The following is a 15,402-nucleotide window of genomic DNA, read 5'->3' as shown; positions in this document are numbered from 1 at the left end:
GCATAGAAGGCGCTAGCCTCTGTGAAGAACGGCCAGTGTGGTAACGCATTGAGCACCCGAGAAGGGCATCTAGGAATCTCCTAGAAAATAACCTGCTATAGCTACGTGTGAAATTCCCATATCAATGTGGTGGGTAGTGCTTAGAGTCAATACGCTTCTTCTCATTAACTAAATAATTATCCTAAACAACACTCATCCTGCGTACGTCCGTAGCCCATTCTTCAGCTACCTTGGCTTCTATAGCTATGTGGCGCTCTACATCTAGCTTGCGAGGTCTGCCAACAGGTCTGATAGCGCCAGTTAGCTTTAGCATTTCTTTAACAGCTGATACATTGCCGTTAACTAGTTCTTGTTTTAGAATCTCTACTGACTTATCAAACCAATACAAGCGATGCTCATCCTTCCAACCTAACGACTCTGCTTGAGCGTCAAGTGATGTAAGGCTAATGCCTAGCTTGTCTGCTAGATTTGAATGTGAGAATGATTCGATGTAGCTTTTCTTATTGTTATCTATAGTTTTCATATGTACTCTTGATTTGTTAGATTGGCAGTAATGTGCTTTCAGTAGGAGTCACTGCGTGACAGCAGAAACAAGAGCACGCCACGTAGTGGCATCCGCATTAAAGAAAGATCAAGAACGAATAGCTGGTAAGCAGTTCCGCCTTTGATCCTCTCTTTGAATGCGTGCTCTTTGTCAGCTTTGCTGACGTTGCTTCTGCTTTTAAATACTTATTGATTAGGTCTGGTAGAAATAAACTAGAAGTATTTAATAGGACTATCTCTCCTTAGAGGTATCTAAGAAGTAATGGTCTTGGTGTTGTATGAATTGCCCAAAAGCTCTTAAGGAGTCTTTAAGGAAAATTGGGCAAAAGCATGTTGACGTTGGGCATTATGCTCACATGTCTTAAGGTGTTTAAGAAGTAATGGTATTTCTATGTCATAAATTGTGCAATTTCTCTTAAGGAGTCTTTAAGGAAAAGTGCACAAAATATCTGATGACGCTGCACATTATGCTACTTTTTTAAGTCTTGCAGTCCAGCGTCTCACCTGATGGTAAGGAACATTAAGTCTCTCGGCGATTGCTTGTCGATCCACTCCTTCAATCTGAAACATCATAATTACCTCTGCTTGAAGAAGGGCTTTATCTTTCTTCTTCTCTGATTGCTCCTTCTCCCAAGGAGTCATACTCAATTCAGTGTTGATAGTAGCTAAGCGGCCTAGCTTGCTTTGAAGGTACACAGCCATGTCCATACTCTGAACAAATAATGTGACTGGCTCTGTGCTGCTTCTGTCTCTAAGAGATGTCCTGGCTACAGCTTGTAATGTACTTTCATAGAAACGTTCGAATTCGATTGCCTTTCGTACTTCAGCAACAGGAACACCTAACATCTCACCTAGAGTGTGAAAGCTTAATCCATCATCAGGGCTTACGTTTCCATGCTGAAGACATATAGCAATGTGTCTATCTTGATAGCCATTAATACCCCTGCTATCAATAGGCAGCTTAGTGATATTGTCATTGAAGTTATGGTTCATCCATTGGTGTGCAAAGGCTAGACCTTTTTCGTCACCAACCATAGCTGTGATACAGCGCAACCAATCAGCTAGCTGTACACCATCATCCCAAGTGTCAGCAGGCTTACCATTACGTTGCATCATGCTTTGTGTCTTAGAGTACTTGCCAGTAAGGAAAGGGTGTAGCTCAACACGCTTACCATAACCATCGAACTCAGGGGTGAAAAGAGAAGGCTCAAATCCCCACCCTTGATGCTTGGCATGGATACCCAGAAGGGTATCACGCACATTATTGGCTAGGATGTGGACGCTGTTAGCGTACGAGAAGGCTGGAAGGAAATCTCTATAGCGCACAATGCGTACAAGACGCTTGCCTTTAGTGTTCTGAGCTTCCACCTCAACACTACATTTGGGTGTGAGCATAGCCTTCAGTACGTCTAGGGCTGACTCGCTGAGTGCGCTACTGTCCTTAGCTTTAATCATATTCTCAACAAGGGCAATACTCTCAGGCTTAATCTCTGCTTTCTTTTCAGGGGTAACGCTAAGGTAGTTACCAATACTCCCAAGATAGCTGATGCTGTCGAACTGATGGCCCTTGCAGTCAGAAACACTAGGCACCTCATCCACAACAAGCTCCCAGCCCGCTAAGAGGCGAGCATCTATACGTCTTAGGGCTTCATGAGTGAGCATAATCAAAGGCTGTGAGTGAGCTGCTAGGGCCTTCTCTACGCTGACTGTGACATGATCTGTAGTGTCTGAAGTAATAACTGTGGGAGAGATGCCCGCTTTTAGCTTGATGTCTAAAGCTAACTCTTTAATAAGCGCGTTAGTAGGCATTGCATACACAATGTGGCTGTCAAGGATTAGCTCGGGGAGGGATTGAATAAACTTTGTGGACTTGCCACTACCGGGGAGCGCCTCGGCAATAAATAGTGTCTTAGAATTCATATTGTCCTTTGTGTTTGGTGTGATGCTGGGTATTCCTTGTTAGGCAAGTAGCGTTAGTGTCAGTGTTGCGAGTACTAACAATATGGAATAGGTTGTGTATAATATTAAAACTGTAATAAGCCAGCTTAAAGCTGTGTTCATTTAGATTCTTTTGGTTTGTTGGTGGTCTTAAGGTCATCTATGATTTTATGTAGGGCAAATGCTGATGTGAATGAGCCACTTAAACTACTTGATGCTGGCTGGTTGAGGCACACATAGGTGCCGCGAGGTTCCATCTGGTACTCAACACCCTTGTAGGTTTTGACTTCTCCTACAAGTTTAGAGTTCTTGCTATCAATCCATTCAGCAGTTGCAGCCAATGCTGCCTTACGCTTCTCAATGTACTGGCGCTCACCTTCAGACATAAAGTGCATGTTCATTCTGTTACTCCAAAACGTTTATAGATGTCAGCTCTAATAGCTTTCATGGTTTCTGTTTGATGCTTGCCAGTAGCATGGGTGCCACTAACAACACTATGCGTAATTCCTTGCAGGTTGCCGTTAGCGTCGTAGTTGAGATTGCTAGGCTTAACTGTGATGAGTCCATTACGGGCTTGCTCAACAGCAGCTTGTGCATTGATGCTCTCGCGCACTAGAGGATCATTCTGATACAGGTGGGAGATTGCTTGTTCTTTCGCTAGCTTCATCATTGCGTAAGCATCAGAAGCGCTGTCAAGACCACGTAGGGGCTTAGTGGGTGAGTCAGAGTATTGCCACCCAGACTGTTGGGCAATATGCATAACTTCCTCTAGGCTACGGCCTGTTGCATTGGCAAGGTCTTGCAAGTCATTGCGGCTTAGTACTTTCATTTTTATTATCCTCAGTGGTTATGGTTTGATGATGCGATATTGATAAGGGGAGGAGTGCTTGTCGCCAGACTTACGGCGCTCAATTAGCGCAATGCTAACTAGGTATTTCAGAATAGTGTCAACTGAGCGGCTGGGTAGTGTGGTGGCTTTAGAGAAGTCATTGCGAGAGATAGTAGCCCAACCTTCGACCTTGGCGTTACCTTGGATCATAAGGTAGATTAGCTTTCGAGAGAGCGTGTTGAGTTTGTTGTGTTGCAAGGTGATAATGTCATCTAATGTAATTGTCATTTTGTTTCCTTGGATTATTGGTTTGTGTGACAGTTAGGTTCCTGTCGTATTAGTCCCCTGTTGTCAGTGCTTAATATTTTCACAATAAAATCCTGCTCTCTTATACATCCCATTAGGCTTTATAGAAGAAAGGTGTCTTGTGTTTGTTTAAACAGTGAAGTAGGGGCGCTATGTCTTGGGGTGAAGGGGGCTTGTATGCTATATGTGCCTGTATTATAGAGGGTGAGCTTTTGGCTAGGTGGAGAGTTTAGAAGAGTAGAGAAATGTATCTCTTGTACTAATATATACCCGTTCTATAAACTTTCAGGTGCAAAATAAATGAAGCTAATAATATAAGGTTAGTTGTGTTGTAGCCTCCTCTCAGGCAATGGTTGCAAGGCTCTACAAGCTCGCACAAGGAGCCGTGCCCTATCATGGTGTAAGCTGGGGAGGGGTCGATGCTAGTACCTCCCCAGCAAGCTCACAGGGACTTAGTCAATTAGATGTAATACATCCTTGACGCTAAGGTGGGAGTATCTAGCCACTGACCTAGTGTCTCTGTGTCCTGAGACAATCATTATCTGAGCGTTATTGAATCCCTTCTTCGCTACATTGGTAATACGGGTGTGCCTTAATTGGTGGAGCTTAACGGTGCTATCAAGGCCAGCTTTGTTTCTTGCTAGCCTGACGGCCTGTGAGACGCTATGAGGTGTCACAAGGAACAGTCTGCCTCTATGTGCTCTCTCTGCTACTGACAGCCTCTGAGCTTCTCTCAATAGCTCTATGGCCCTTATGGTAAGGGGCACAGACCTAGTCCCGTTCTTGCCGTCTATTACATCTGCAATACGATCATCCAGGTGGAGACATTGAGTAGTGAGCTTAAGTATCTCTGAGCGTCTCATAGCTATCTCATAGGCAAGCTCCACTATCAGAGCCATAGTGGGTGAGAGTTCATTGAGTAGTAGTCTCAGCTCGCCAGCACTGACGACCTTGTCACTCGACTTGTCTGGTTTGGGAAGAGCTATATCACTTACGGGATTATGTATATCAATAAGCAGGCCACGTTTAGCGAACCTGAAGAAACGAGACATGAACGCTAGCTGTATACGACAGGTAGCAGGTTTGACCGTTTGTAGACGCTTCAGCTTGAAGTCATTGACTAGCTGAGGGGTGATGTTATGGATTGACTGAGGGAAGGCAGCAAAGAGCTGCTCAACGATCTTTAGCGCATGGTCATAGCTGCCCTTACCCTTGAGCATGGTTTCGCAATAAGTCATGCCCAAGGTGTACAGCGTATGGGACTGGTGCGTCTTGGTGACAGCTTCTAGCTGGTCAGCCCACGCTTGAGCGAGTGCTTGAGTTGGGAATGTTTTAGATTGTGGTGACTGTCCCTTCAGTCTTACCTGAGCGTTCCAGTTCCCTGAAGGTAGTGAACGAATGTTAGCCATGCTTGACGCCTCATAATGTGAATGGGCGTTCTCTTAAGACCTTATGCCGTGTGGCCTAGCGCTTAGCATGGTGGCTCTTGACATGGTGGGGGTCGTTGGTTCGAGTCCAATCGCGCCTACCAAACAAAATCCGCTCTGCTGGGCGGTCTAGAAGGGCTCACCGAAAGGTGGGCCCTTTTTTGTTGTCTGCGATTTGCAAAACCCCCACCTCAAAACGCCAAATCAGCCCCCACCTCCAGGTACTCGATACCTTTCTCTGTGTGCCCGTCCTGATAGTGTTTGGTCGCGCGGCTTTGGTGATGGATGGCATGACCTGGAAGGGGCGCAAGACCAGCAGCGAACAGGCTTTGTCCTGGCCACGCCGGGAAGTGCATCTGGATGGCGAGAACAAAGCCGCCAACTATTTGCCTGCGCGTATCCAGTACGGGCAGATGGCCTTGGCGGCCGAAATTCACGCCGACGATATTGACCCAATCGACAAACGCAAAGGGGCCGTGACATTGGAGCGTGTCGAGGGGGCCGTGACACGCGAGTACGCAACGATCCCGAACACCAGCAAGCGGTTATTGCCTGCGGCGCCTGATCGGCCCAGTGCGACGCAGTTTGCGGACTACTTGCTGCAACGAGGATTGTTTTCTGTAAAGGTATAAACAGATGATGGCATTCGTAGTGGCCAGTACTAAAAGTTACTAGTAGAAGTTACTTTGAGTGCTTTAGTATGCTCCTCTCAAAAAGGGAGTGATGCATGTTACCTAATCCAAAAAGCAGTAATTTTCGCTCGGCTCTACGTAATGCGCGCAAGGATGCAGGGCTCACATTGACTGAGTTGGCTGATGCTGCAGGCATATCCAATGTTATGCCTGGACGCTACGAGCGAGGCGAATCTCAGCCTACGATGGGCACTTGGCAAGAGTTGAACAAAGCTCTGTTTGAGGTCGATGACGAGGAAGTTGAGGCAGAAGCGAAAAAGCAGGAAATCGGCGAATCACTTTCCGACTCGTCTATTGAGCAGATACTTGAAGAGCTAAAAAGCCGCGGATTCAGCACGGTTAACCTTTCCTACAGCTGATTCGTTGACCCAGCCCCGCTATCTAGTGGGGTTTTCTATCTCAGGTGCCACCATGACTTTCTATGACGAAATGGCCATGATGGCTCTGGAGATGATCACCGAGTTCGGCCAGTCGATACTTGTCGGTAATGTCCTTCCCGGCGAGTACGATCCCGAAACCGGAACGTCAGATCCTGACATTATCACTGAGCAAACTGCCCAAGGCATCCTGCTCGACTTCACTGGCCAGGAATTCCAGAACAACAGCCTCATCAAGCAAGGCGACAAGAAGCTCAAGATTGCTGCGCAGGGGCTTGAGTGGGTGCCTGACCTGCTGAGCAAGATGTCAATTCAAGGCCGCACCTGGTCAATCGTTCCTCCGCTCAAAGAGATCAACCCTGCCGGGACACCGATCCTCTATGAATTGCAGGTGCGATCATGAGCAATCATTACGCAGGCAAGAGCGGCAGTTTCTCAGCTCAAATCCGGGCCTTCGCGGATCGAGCGAAAGATGCCATTGATATGACGATGCGCGACATCATCATCAACATAGGTAACAGCGTTATCACGATGTCACCTGTGGGCACTCCTGATGTCTGGAAGATTAACAAGATCAGTCGCGAGTACAACCAGGCCGTCGCGGAACACAACGAAAACCTGCGCCAAAATCCGCAAAACTTCGACAAACGTGGCTATCTCAAGCGCGGCTTAAAGCTCAATGACGGCATGGGCATACGTGCGCCGCAGGGCTGTGTGGGCGGGCGCTTTCGCGGCAACTGGATGTTCAGTGTCGGATCACCTGACACCTCCACGGTGGATCAGGTAGACCCCCGGTGGTAGCCGTTCCATGGCACGTATCGTCAATGGTGCCCTGGAGTTCAATGCAGGGGAGACGGCTTACATCACCAACTCACTGCCTTATGCCATCCCCTTGGAGTACGGGCATTCAACCCAGGCACCGAGCGGTATGGTTCGGATCACCCTGGGCAACTTTCAAAAGATTGTTGAAGAGGCCATCAGGAAGAACCAGGTATGAGCCATAAGATTGTTCGCGCACTGTTTGAGGCCCGGCTGGCAGCTTGGGCAAAGCTGCAGAAGCCTGTACTGCGCATTGCCTATCAAAATGTGGTGTTCAAGCCTGCTGACGGCGAAACCTACCTGCGGGCTTTCTTGATACCTGCTCACACGGGGAGCGACGACCTCGCTGGCGAGCATCGGGTTTATACCGGTCTGTTTCAAATCACCATCGTCACACCTGCCGGAATGGGTTCCGGTGCGGGCGAAGGGTTGGCAGATGACCTGTCTGCTTTGTTTGCCCTCAATGATCGATTAACCCGGGGTGACTTCACGGTACTGGTGATGACCCCGGTCGAGCCTGGTCCCGAGCAACAAGAAGACACCGGCTGTGCGTTGCCTGTGTCGTTTCAGTACCGTGCCGACACGACTTTATCAGTACTTAGGATTTGGCGCGGCGGCTTCTGAACCACTTCACTAAATACCAAGGCGCGGCCAGTATCAGAACAAGAATCGCCGCCAGGGGCAGAGAGTCAACCCAGAGGGACGCTAGAAGCCTGGATTCGATCAACCAACCTTGTGCACTATTCGGATCGGTTTGGGCGTAGGCCGACAGCAGTGCAATCACTGAGGTGATTATCGCGAACCAAATGGCGCTACGAACTTGCTCTCGATTCATATGTGTTTGATTCCCGGAGTGGCATTAAGTAAGGCGCGCGATCCTATCAACCAGCCGTCATCCGGTCGATGGCTCTATTTGCCAATCCACTGACTTCATCCTAATACGCCCATACCCGAAAGAGTGCTGCGGGCTGCTGCTGGCCATCGGGCGCAAGCAGCAGTACTTCCCGTGCCGGAACATTGCCAGCGAGCCGAATGAAGAGTTTCGTCTCGATCCAGAAGACTACGCAGCAGCGGAAGACCTGGGCGAGGTGATCGGCATTGTTCACTCACACCCGGATGCCACCAGCCGGCCGTCTCCGCATGATCTGGCGATGTGCGAGGCTACGGCGTTGCCATGGCACATCCTGAGTTGGCCTGAAGGCGACTTGCGCACTATTACACCGACCGGAAACACGCCGCTGCTTAAGCGTCCGTTTGTTCACGGCGCGTGGGATTGCTGGCAGGTCTGTGCGGATTGGTACAAGCGCGAGTGGGGACTGGAGTTTGAAGCTTTTAGACGGGAGGACGGCTGGTGGGAGAGTGCTGGCAACACCAGTTTGTACGAAGCCAATTACGAGGAGGCAGGTTTTGTGCGGGGCGACCAGCCACGGCGTGGTGACCTGATCGTTATGGCGATTGGGCGAACGGTTCACCCGAATCATGCTGGGATTTATCTCGGTGATGATCCGGAGCTGCCTGGAGAAGAATCAGGGGTGTTCGGGCCGGGGCCGTTTTTGTTGCATCACCTGTACGGCAGGCCGTCAGAGGTGATCGTTTATGGCGGCCCTTGGCTGGATCGGACGCAGCTGATCCTCAGGCACACAGATGCAAAATAACTAAAATGACGAGGCTTACCCGCAGGAGATCAACATGCACCAACTTAAAACTCAAATGACGAGTACTGGAGCGCTTGTGGTTACCGGTATTGGTACTGGAATTGAAACCAGTCAGCTTTTGATTTCAGCTGATAGATTTTCGATCAAGAGTGTTGAGCAATTTCTGGCAACAGAGAAAGCCGACCTGTTGGAGCGTCGACTTGCACGGATTGAGAGCAAATTAGGGTTTAGTCCTTTGGGTGATCGCTGAAAAATTCCGAGATCCTCTTGGGGTTCGGACGAACAGGACTGTTCTTGGGCATCGCCTCCGCCACGCGCAATGCAAAGACTCTTGCAGTCTCGAGGCCTTCTTTTCCTTGAGAAGCGGACAATTGATGAACAAGTCCGGAAATTACGCAATTGAGATTTTGTAGGTCTGAGCCATGCGCGTTGACGGCGTCGATCAGTTTCTGACTCAGTTCGCTTTGTTCCATTTTGCCTCCTTGGTAATCCGCGCCGAAATTAGCGCAACCCCAGTCCGTGGGCTTGCAGGCAAAAGACTGGGGAATTCTGTTGCGTAAGTGCTGGAGGCTACTACTACAGGCAACGGGGTGTTACTGAGGATTCGTACATGCTGCAACCATTTGCTAATCTATAGGCAATCTGCGTACACTTTACGCCAATGAAAACAGTCTTCTTTGAAACCACAAGCTTCACCGCCACGGTAGGTGATTACCTGACTGACGATGAATACCGGCAGCTTCAGGTAGAGATGCAGGCGAACCCGGCCGCAGGCGATGTAATGCCGCGCACGGGTGGATTCCGAAAGCTACGCTGGCAAGACGCCCGCAGAGGAAAGGGCAAGCGTGGCGGGTTGCGGGTCATCTATTACTGGCTGCTGGATGATGGTCAGTTCTGGATGTTCGCAATTTACGACAAGGATGAGCTTGAAAACCTGACCGCTGATCAGGAGAAAGCGCTGAAGGCGGCCATTGGTGCAGAATTGAAACAACGAGGTGGGAAATGAAAAAGCGCGATCTGTTTGCCGAGCTGATGCAAGGCGTGAACGAGATGGGCGAACATCGCGAAGGGAAGATCACCCTTCGCCAGTACGAAGTGGAGGCGATGCCGGCCCCCGAGGTGACTGCTGCCGAGATCGTTTCTCTGCGTGAAAAATTGCACATGTCCCAGCCAGTGTTTGCCCGGCAGATCAGAACCAGCCCGGACACACTGAAAAATTGGGAGCAGTCGAAGTCAAAGCCGAATGCCCAGGCAGCACTACTGATCAAGTTGGTCCAGCGCTTCCCTGATATGGTTGATCGCCTCAACGCTGTTTAAGCTGACCTGTATATGAAAGCCCGGCCCTCGCGCTGGGCTTGTTGCATCTGGTGCCTTACCAGCAAACGAGCCGCAAGCCGCCTACTAGATCTAATATTTCATCGGGGCGAATTGGCTGGATCTCCAATATGGAGATCAGACCATCAATCACCCTGCGCGATTCTTGACTGACCGGTTTTCCATGAGGCAGCAGCAAGTCTGCAATCGGATAGCACTCATTCGGCCAGTTTTTAAGCGCATTGATTAGTAGGTTACGTTTTTCTACCAGTGCGTAAGGACCATCGGCTGGATCTGCAAGCGCTAGCCTCAGTTTCGTGAATTCAAGTTGCATTATCTGCATCCTAGCCAGTAAAAAAACGCCCGGCAGCCCAGGCTTGGGCTACCTGTAATGGCGCTGGCGAAGCACTTCGGAGCAGCGCTTGGCGATTGTCAAAAAGTGCCAGCCAGTAAAAAGCATCAGCCCAACGGCACTGTACGCAGCGACTCCCAATGCTGTTATACCTACTTGGTTTGTAGCGTGTATGAGTTCTGGAGCAACGTCTTTGGCTACCCATAAGTAGTAACTGCCGGCCAGAAAACTTGGTCCACCAATTAGGGCAAGCGCCCAACTATTGAGCTCCGACCAGGGCCGCTTACGTTCGTTTCGAAATAACTGTAGAGCTTTATTAAGCGCCTTCAATTGGACTTCCTCAGACTTGGTTATAGGGCACAACGCTACTACTGTGGCGAGTATTTAGGTATTGGCATTTCATCCATGCTGGATGCCCATTCAGGTTCCGACAGAGCGTTATTCTTGGTGCTGGCATTTTGATGCTAAAGTTGCTTTTTTTCAAAGGAACTGAGTCATGGCCCTCGGAATCAGGAAGAGCATCAAAATTGCTCCTGGTGTTCGGATCAACATCAGCAAAAGTGGTGTGAGTACGTCACTAGGCGTGAAAGGTGCCACAGTAAACCTAAGTAAACGCGGTACGCGGGTCACGACCGGAATTCCTGGCACTGGAATATCTTCGTCGAAGTTCTACGGGGTCGGAAAGAGAGAGGCTACCCCTACGCCACCTACACCGGCGTGGGCGCATGTGGCCACCTTGCTAATTATCGCAGCAGTTCTTTGGTGGATATTCAGCTGAGGTCCACGCGCAGCCCTAATGTTTTCGGTGCCCTGAAATGAGAAAGCCCAGCTAAATGCTGGGCTTATTGTGTTTGATTGTTATTACCCGCGTTTGAGAGACACCATTGCATCCACAAACCGTTCAGCTTTCTTCTGCGTATCTACAAGAGAGCTGTTCATGACGTTCCCGCCAGTGCTCCGGGTCTGCACAACCCATCGGCCGCGTTTCGAGTAGAGGGCCACACTACCGATGGAGTTGTAGTAAATACGAGTCTGAACGGCTTTTGAGGATGTTCGTGAGCTGCCTGCTGCTATCGCTCCGCCACCGAGAGGGACTGCACTGGCAAAGCCGCTGGTGGTCGAAAGTATGCCGCTGCCATAGCCAATGTACTCATCAGTAAACACGACCTGCTCCGGCCTGGTCTTGAGAGGTTGTTCCATAAGCACCTGCTCGATTACCGAACGTGCCTGTTCTGGGCTGATCTTGGCCGGAGTGTACTCAACGACCTTTGATACGCATCCTGTGAGCAGAAGCATTAGTGCAGCTATGGCGAAGGGTCTCATCACAGGCTCCGTTATTGTTGGCGGGGCATTCTGCCATGACCGCGTTGCTGATGCTAAAGTCCCGCCAAATCAATAGAGGGAACGACATGCGAATTTTGATAGGTGCGTTGGCAGTAGCGTTGCTGGCGGGGTGTGCGTCTTCACCCATTCCGGTCAGCCAGGCAAAGCCGGTTCCATCGGATGAGCTTTATGCTTTCCAGTCAAAGCCCGCGGGTGAGAGTGGCGTGATTACAATCGTCCGGGATTCTGGAATGGTTGGGTCGGAGTTCAAAACTGTGCGGCTAATCACGCGTAACCTTCCTAGCATTCACGTCGACTGCCAGCATCCTGTGTCGATCCACATGACATCGCACAAATCGACCACCTGAAAGCTGCAACAAAAATTTTATTTATCAGGGCATAATGGCGTTTTGATATTGCCTACTGATTCGAAACTCAAGGACCCAGCATGCCGAAACTGAGCAAATACGAGCAACACGCTCTTAAAGAGATTCACAGCTGGAAGGCGCCGGACATCGGCTGGTTCGGCCAAGCATTAAAGGTGATAAACCAACCGCTCGACAAAGCGGGTGACCTTCTGTTCAAGACGCCTGTAGTTGGTTCCACTATTCAAAGCGCAATCGAGGGCCTAACGAGTGTATGCCACGACGCGGCTCAATGGAGTGTAAGGCCAGAAGCTATTTTTGAAGAGTTTCGCGGCGACGGGCACAGTACAATCAAAACTCATATGGATATTCACGACTTGGATCTGGCGCAAATCGATAAAGTCGTTGGCTTCTTGGGTGCTAAATATAAAGGTATTGCTTTAGTCGAGGGGGCCGGGGCAGGAGCTGTTGGCATAGCTGGCTTGGCGGTCGATATCCCTACGCTAATAACACTCAATCTTCGTGCTATAGGCGAGTATGCTGCGTATTACGGTTTTGATACCTCGCGTCAGGAGGAGCGGCTGTTCGCTTTCAACGTATTAGGCCTCGCATCCTCCCCAAGCGATAGCTCCAAAGCCCTCGCAATGGCTCAACTGATCAAAATTTCTCAAGATGTTGCAAAGAAGGCAACTTGGCAGGAGCTGGAAAAAAGTGTTTTCGTAAAGATTATCCAAGAAATTGCTAAATCTTTAGGCATACGCCTTACTAAAGCAAAGCTCGCACAAACCATTCCTGCGGTGGGTGCGATTGTGGGGGGAGGCTTCAACGCTTACTTCACCATGAAAGTCTGCGACGCAGCCTTCTACCTTTATCGGGAGCGCTTCTTAGCCCATAAGTATGGTCCTGAAGTAATTGAGGTTACCGTAAAACCTGCGGCCGACTATGATCCGCATTACGAAGAAGCTTCGCAAACGGTGTGAAAGCTCAAATTTTCGTCGATCGCCGGGTGTGCAATCAGCAAATTATGGGTTTGAGCCCATCCCCGGCATGGTATGCGATGCGCTTAGATAGGCGTAATGCTATGCAGTTTTACTGTCAATAGAGAGCTGCAGGGAGGGTGGGTTTATGGCCAGAGCCCAAGATAAAACACAGATAGAAAGCGGGCAGTAGGCTGTTGAAAATCACTGATTATTTCAGCGCCAAGGAGGCTCCAAACCACGGTTTTAAAGGACTTTTCACTTGTTTGCAGATCCGTTGTAATAAATAAGAACGTTCGTTCGGCAGAACACTGCAGAAGTTTCGTACTTACTGGATCTTAGTCGCTGAAAAGCAATGCCGAGACTGCTCGCACTAAAGACAGAGTGAGATCACAAGGACGCGTCTCAACATAGACTACATGTCATCATAGGGAATGCACTAAACCTGTAGCAAAATACAACGCTAAGTTATTGATTCTTATAGGGTAGTTGTCTCGGTTTTATGAAACTTCAATCACCCATAAACCCTATATATTTCAATAACTTACGATAGGTAAACGGTCAGCCTTGACATGGTGGGGGTCGTTGGTTCGAGTCCAATCGCGCCTACCAAACAAAATCCGCTCTGCTGGGCGGTCTAGAAGGGCTCACCGAAAGGTGGGCCCTTTTTTGTTGTTCTCGTTTGGCCAATCATTGGGCAAACCACCAACGCGCAGCAGCTTCACATCCGCATGCCCCATCAAACCCTGAATGTCATCCTGAGCAAATCCCTGTTACTCATATAGCCAGGCACCCAACGCTCGAGTCTCATGAAAGGTTGACCGCTCATTCGCCGGGATGTGGTCATAGGCCTTTGCTTGCCCAAAGCGAGCGAGTCGCTACTTGATTTGTTATTCAGCAGTTGAATACCGGTGCGTAGCGTTCTTCGCGCTTCTTGAAGTGGACAGGTGCCATCGGGACTTTCTCACCGTTCACGAAAATATCCGGAAAGGTTACGGTGAAGTCATCCATATCCCCTTTGCCCAAGGGTGTTCCCTTGAAGCCCGCGTGGAAGATTTTCCTCGGATCAAAACCGGTTTCCAGCTGTTCAACGCTGACCTGATAAGACTGCCCTGTAGCCAGTTGCACGGTGACCATGGGCGATGCGGCACTCACCCAAAGGTCGGGCGGGGTCTGTTTGAGCGCCGCGCTGCGTTGTTCCGGGGTGTTCAGGTTGAGCAGGTAAGGCGGTTTGTACAGGCGACCGAAGAGGCGCAGTTCCGTGTCAGTTGAGCGCTTGTTGCTTGGCCAGCTGGATGTACCCGGCGGTGCTGCATAAACCAGCACATGAACCCAGTCGAGTTCTTCAGAAAGAGGCGTATAGCTCATCGCCGCCTTTGGCCCGGGGCAGGTACGCTCGAGAAGGGCGTTTTGGCCCACGGCTGATTCTGGATGCAGATAGGGCCCTGTACTGCATCCCGCGAGCAGTACCAACAGCGCATACAAGGTGTGTTTTTTCATAGGGGCAACTCCATTTGCTGCGCGATAAGCCGCTAGTTCGACGTCTGGGCTGCTTGATTCAAGCTAAGAATTTATTTCGAAATTGCAAAATTGAATGCCGGCTCTTGTAGGCTCGCTTTGATCAATGCTGCGAGTTCACGCGTGGCGGGTGTGGGAGCCTCAGTACAGCTATGAATCATGTAACCAAGGTGTGGTACAGGGGGCAAGCCTGAAACGATGTCGAGATGGCCCGGTAGCCCGATGCGGGTTCTTAGCGTCAAGCCTAATCCAGCAGCAACGGCGGCCCATATACCGGCAACGCTGGGGCTGGTCAGGGCGATTCGCCAGGGGATATTCGCCGCATCCAGTGCCTGGGTGGCGGCACTGCGCAACACGCACGGCGCATCAAACAGGATCAATGGCAGCGGTGAGTCATCCATCATGGTTGGCAGTCGTGTGTTACGTGCCCCGATCCAGTGCATCGGCGTTTCACCCAGTCTCGTCGCAAGCGGCGAATTGCGCTCCGTGTCCCATGTTAGGGCCAAGTCCAGGCCGGTGCTTTCTACCATTGAAAGTAATTCAGCGTTTCGCGCAATCCTGACTTCAAGATTCACCATTGGGTAGGCTTGAACGAAGCGTCGCAGGATGTCGCTGAGGAAATGCTCCCCAAAATCTTCTTGAACTCCGAAGCGAACGGTTCCGGTCGTCTGGCTTTCGTGCAGGCTCAAGAAGATCCCGTCGTTGAGCTCCAGTAGCCGGCGGGCGTGGCTGAGCAGGATTTCTCCCACAGGTGTCAAGACCAGGCCACGTCCTGATCTGGCCAACACCGGGGTGCCCACCTGCTCTTCAAGTTTCTTCAATTGAGCGCTCACTGCGGACGTAGATCGACCGAGGCAATCCGCAGCCTTGGCAAAGCTGTTGAACTCAACGCCGGTAACGAAGGTGCGCAAGACATCGAGATCGAAAGTTGGACGGCGCATCGGATAATCCACAAATTTGGAACAGT

The 15,402-nt window shown here is 50.1% G+C and carries 20 protein-coding genes and 2 pseudogenes; 11 read left to right on the top strand and 11 right to left on the bottom strand.

Translation table 11 applies throughout. The features are described 5' to 3' along the window. Positions 1-181: 181 nt before the first annotated feature. From PPTH39_RS04910 to PPTH39_RS04885, 6 genes are all read right to left on the bottom strand, one after another. Positions 182-523, bottom strand: coding sequence for a hypothetical protein (locus PPTH39_RS04910; RefSeq protein WP_130871705.1), 342 nt, complete (start codon positions 521-523; stop codon positions 182-184). 485 nt (positions 524-1,008) lie between these two features. Then, positions 1,009-2,463, bottom strand: coding sequence for a hypothetical protein (locus PPTH39_RS04905; protein ID WP_130871704.1), 1,455 nt, complete (start codon positions 2,461-2,463; stop codon positions 1,009-1,011). Between the two features lie 137 nt (positions 2,464-2,600). Next, entirely contained in the window at positions 2,601-2,882 is a 282-nt protein-coding gene (locus PPTH39_RS04900) for a hypothetical protein (protein WP_019827033.1), read from the bottom strand. Then, complete coding sequence (locus PPTH39_RS04895) at positions 2,879-3,310, bottom strand: hypothetical protein (protein WP_019827035.1); 432 nt, start codon at positions 3,308-3,310, stop codon at positions 2,879-2,881. Before PPTH39_RS04895 ends, PPTH39_RS04900 begins: the two co-directional genes overlap by 4 nt. 18 nt (positions 3,311-3,328) lie before the next feature. After that, positions 3,329-3,598, bottom strand: coding sequence for a hypothetical protein (locus tag PPTH39_RS04890; RefSeq protein ID WP_095018787.1), 270 nt, complete (start codon positions 3,596-3,598; stop codon positions 3,329-3,331). Between the two features lie 470 nt (positions 3,599-4,068). Then, positions 4,069-5,025, bottom strand: coding sequence for a tyrosine-type recombinase/integrase (locus tag PPTH39_RS04885; RefSeq protein WP_130871703.1), 957 nt, complete (start codon positions 5,023-5,025; stop codon positions 4,069-4,071). A gap of 284 nt (positions 5,026-5,309) precedes the next feature. Between PPTH39_RS04885 and PPTH39_RS04880 the strand changes: the two are divergent. The 7 genes and pseudogenes from PPTH39_RS04880 to PPTH39_RS04845 all read left to right on the top strand — a co-directional run. After that, positions 5,310-5,675, top strand: a pseudogene (locus tag PPTH39_RS04880) (DnaT-like ssDNA-binding protein); the annotation flags it as partial. Positions 5,676-5,770: 95 nt separating this feature from the next. Beyond that, the gene (locus PPTH39_RS04875; RefSeq protein ID WP_095018789.1) at positions 5,771-6,094 is read left to right on the top strand and encodes a helix-turn-helix domain-containing protein; all 324 of its coding nucleotides are present in this window, start codon (positions 5,771-5,773) and stop codon (positions 6,092-6,094) included. 52 nt (positions 6,095-6,146) lie between these two features. Next, positions 6,147-6,515: a hypothetical protein gene (locus PPTH39_RS04870; protein ID WP_095018790.1), complete on the top strand. Its 369-nt coding sequence runs from the start codon at positions 6,147-6,149 to the stop codon at positions 6,513-6,515. Beyond that, a pseudogene (locus PPTH39_RS04865) lies at positions 6,512-7,109 on the top strand (hypothetical protein). The gene PPTH39_RS04870 and the pseudogene PPTH39_RS04865 overlap by 4 nt, the downstream one beginning before the upstream one ends. Continuing rightward, positions 7,106-7,555 (top strand): phage tail terminator-like protein, encoded by a 450-nt coding sequence (locus tag PPTH39_RS04860; protein WP_130871702.1) that lies wholly within the window; start codon positions 7,106-7,108, stop codon positions 7,553-7,555. The pseudogene PPTH39_RS04865 and the gene PPTH39_RS04860 overlap by 4 nt, the downstream one beginning before the upstream one ends. A gap of 287 nt (positions 7,556-7,842) precedes the next feature. Beyond that, positions 7,843-8,586 carry a C40 family peptidase gene (locus PPTH39_RS04850; RefSeq protein WP_095018793.1) on the top strand — a complete coding sequence of 248 codons (744 nt, stop codon included), beginning with the start codon at positions 7,843-7,845 and terminating at the stop codon, positions 8,584-8,586. Between the two features lie 34 nt (positions 8,587-8,620). Next, positions 8,621-8,836, top strand: coding sequence for a DUF1983 domain-containing protein (locus PPTH39_RS04845; protein WP_130871701.1), 216 nt, complete (start codon positions 8,621-8,623; stop codon positions 8,834-8,836). Here the strand turns inward: PPTH39_RS04845 and PPTH39_RS04840 are convergent. Next, a complete protein-coding gene (locus PPTH39_RS04840) occupies positions 8,814-9,059 on the bottom strand; it encodes a hypothetical protein (protein WP_095018794.1) in 246 nt (81 codons plus the stop codon). The two genes, PPTH39_RS04845 and PPTH39_RS04840, sit on opposite strands and share 23 nt — an antisense overlap. A gap of 188 nt (positions 9,060-9,247) precedes the next feature. Between PPTH39_RS04840 and PPTH39_RS04835 the strand changes: the two genes are divergently transcribed. Continuing rightward, on the top strand, positions 9,248-9,592 hold the full coding sequence (locus PPTH39_RS04835; RefSeq protein WP_019827010.1) for a hypothetical protein: 345 nt from the start codon (positions 9,248-9,250) through the stop codon (positions 9,590-9,592). Next, positions 9,589-9,903, top strand: a complete 315-nt coding sequence (locus tag PPTH39_RS04830) for a helix-turn-helix domain-containing protein (protein WP_019827011.1) — start codon at positions 9,589-9,591, stop codon at positions 9,901-9,903. The genes PPTH39_RS04835 and PPTH39_RS04830 overlap by 4 nt, the downstream gene beginning before the upstream one ends. A gap of 55 nt (positions 9,904-9,958) precedes the next feature. Here the strand turns inward: PPTH39_RS04830 and PPTH39_RS04825 are convergent, their stop codons facing one another. Next, entirely contained in the window at positions 9,959-10,234 is a 276-nt protein-coding gene (locus PPTH39_RS04825) for a hypothetical protein (RefSeq protein WP_095018795.1), read from the bottom strand. Positions 10,235-10,748: 514 nt separating this feature from the next. Here PPTH39_RS04825 and PPTH39_RS23840 point away from each other — a divergent pair. After that, complete coding sequence (locus PPTH39_RS23840; RefSeq protein ID WP_095018796.1) at positions 10,749-11,030, top strand: DUF4236 domain-containing protein; 282 nt, start codon at positions 10,749-10,751, stop codon at positions 11,028-11,030. 83 nt (positions 11,031-11,113) lie between these two features. Here PPTH39_RS23840 and PPTH39_RS04815 read toward each other — a convergent pair whose 3' ends face one another. Further along, the gene (locus PPTH39_RS04815) at positions 11,114-11,575 is read right to left on the bottom strand and encodes a hypothetical protein (protein WP_095018797.1); all 462 of its coding nucleotides are present in this window, start codon (positions 11,573-11,575) and stop codon (positions 11,114-11,116) included. A 448-nt stretch (positions 11,576-12,023) separates the two neighbouring features. Here PPTH39_RS04815 and PPTH39_RS04805 point away from each other — a divergent pair, with 448 nt between their 5' ends. Beyond that, positions 12,024-12,920, top strand: a complete 897-nt coding sequence (locus tag PPTH39_RS04805) for an EcsC family protein (protein ID WP_095018799.1) — start codon at positions 12,024-12,026, stop codon at positions 12,918-12,920. An 891-nt stretch (positions 12,921-13,811) separates the two neighbouring features. Here the strand turns inward: PPTH39_RS04805 and PPTH39_RS04795 are convergent. Further along, entirely contained in the window at positions 13,812-14,417 is a 606-nt protein-coding gene (locus tag PPTH39_RS04795; protein ID WP_095024247.1) for a hypothetical protein, read from the bottom strand. A 71-nt stretch (positions 14,418-14,488) separates the two neighbouring features. Further along, the gene (locus PPTH39_RS04790; RefSeq protein WP_130871700.1) at positions 14,489-15,376 is read right to left on the bottom strand and encodes a LysR substrate-binding domain-containing protein; all 888 of its coding nucleotides are present in this window, start codon (positions 15,374-15,376) and stop codon (positions 14,489-14,491) included. Positions 15,377-15,402: the final 26 nt, after the last annotated feature.

Origin of the sequence: Pseudomonas bubulae, assembly GCF_900618535.1 — a bacterium.
Lineage (GTDB): Bacteria > Pseudomonadota > Gammaproteobacteria > Pseudomonadales > Pseudomonadaceae > Aquipseudomonas > Aquipseudomonas bubulae.
Note: the sequence above shows the minus strand (reverse complement) of the source record. Positions and strands in the feature narration are given on the sequence as shown.

What these genes read in the sequence shown, in the direction of transcription:
- PPTH39_RS04875 (WP_095018789.1), top strand. Translation starts at nt 5,771, where the DNA reads ATGTTACCTAATCCAAAAAGCAGTAATTTTCGCTCGGCTCTACGTAAT.
- PPTH39_RS04795 (WP_095024247.1), bottom strand. Translation starts at nt 14,417, where the DNA reads ATGAAAAAACACACCTTGTATGCGCTGTTGGTACTGCTCGCGGGATGC.
- PPTH39_RS04825 (WP_095018795.1), bottom strand. Translation starts at nt 10,234, where the DNA reads ATGCAACTTGAATTCACGAAACTGAGGCTAGCGCTTGCAGATCCAGCC.
- PPTH39_RS04830 (WP_019827011.1), top strand. Translation starts at nt 9,589, where the DNA reads ATGAAAAAGCGCGATCTGTTTGCCGAGCTGATGCAAGGCGTGAACGAG.
- PPTH39_RS23840 (WP_095018796.1), top strand. Translation starts at nt 10,749, where the DNA reads ATGGCCCTCGGAATCAGGAAGAGCATCAAAATTGCTCCTGGTGTTCGG.
- PPTH39_RS04900 (WP_019827033.1), bottom strand. Translation starts at nt 2,882, where the DNA reads ATGAACATGCACTTTATGTCTGAAGGTGAGCGCCAGTACATTGAGAAG.
- PPTH39_RS04885 (WP_130871703.1), bottom strand. Translation starts at nt 5,025, where the DNA reads ATGGCTAACATTCGTTCACTACCTTCAGGGAACTGGAACGCTCAGGTA.
- PPTH39_RS04815 (WP_095018797.1), bottom strand. Translation starts at nt 11,575, where the DNA reads ATGAGACCCTTCGCCATAGCTGCACTAATGCTTCTGCTCACAGGATGC.
- PPTH39_RS04870 (WP_095018790.1), top strand. Translation starts at nt 6,147, where the DNA reads ATGACTTTCTATGACGAAATGGCCATGATGGCTCTGGAGATGATCACC.
- PPTH39_RS04805 (WP_095018799.1), top strand. Translation starts at nt 12,024, where the DNA reads ATGCCGAAACTGAGCAAATACGAGCAACACGCTCTTAAAGAGATTCAC.
- PPTH39_RS04840 (WP_095018794.1), bottom strand. Translation starts at nt 9,059, where the DNA reads ATGGAACAAAGCGAACTGAGTCAGAAACTGATCGACGCCGTCAACGCG.
- PPTH39_RS04910 (WP_130871705.1), bottom strand. Translation starts at nt 523, where the DNA reads ATGAAAACTATAGATAACAATAAGAAAAGCTACATCGAATCATTCTCA.
- PPTH39_RS04905 (WP_130871704.1), bottom strand. Translation starts at nt 2,463, where the DNA reads ATGAATTCTAAGACACTATTTATTGCCGAGGCGCTCCCCGGTAGTGGC.
- PPTH39_RS04790 (WP_130871700.1), bottom strand. Translation starts at nt 15,376, where the DNA reads ATGCGCCGTCCAACTTTCGATCTCGATGTCTTGCGCACCTTCGTTACC.
- PPTH39_RS04860 (WP_130871702.1), top strand. Translation starts at nt 7,106, where the DNA reads ATGAGCCATAAGATTGTTCGCGCACTGTTTGAGGCCCGGCTGGCAGCT.
- PPTH39_RS04835 (WP_019827010.1), top strand. Translation starts at nt 9,248, where the DNA reads ATGAAAACAGTCTTCTTTGAAACCACAAGCTTCACCGCCACGGTAGGT.
- PPTH39_RS04845 (WP_130871701.1), top strand. Translation starts at nt 8,621, where the DNA reads ATGCACCAACTTAAAACTCAAATGACGAGTACTGGAGCGCTTGTGGTT.
- PPTH39_RS04890 (WP_095018787.1), bottom strand. Translation starts at nt 3,598, where the DNA reads ATGACAATTACATTAGATGACATTATCACCTTGCAACACAACAAACTC.
- PPTH39_RS04895 (WP_019827035.1), bottom strand. Translation starts at nt 3,310, where the DNA reads ATGAAAGTACTAAGCCGCAATGACTTGCAAGACCTTGCCAATGCAACA.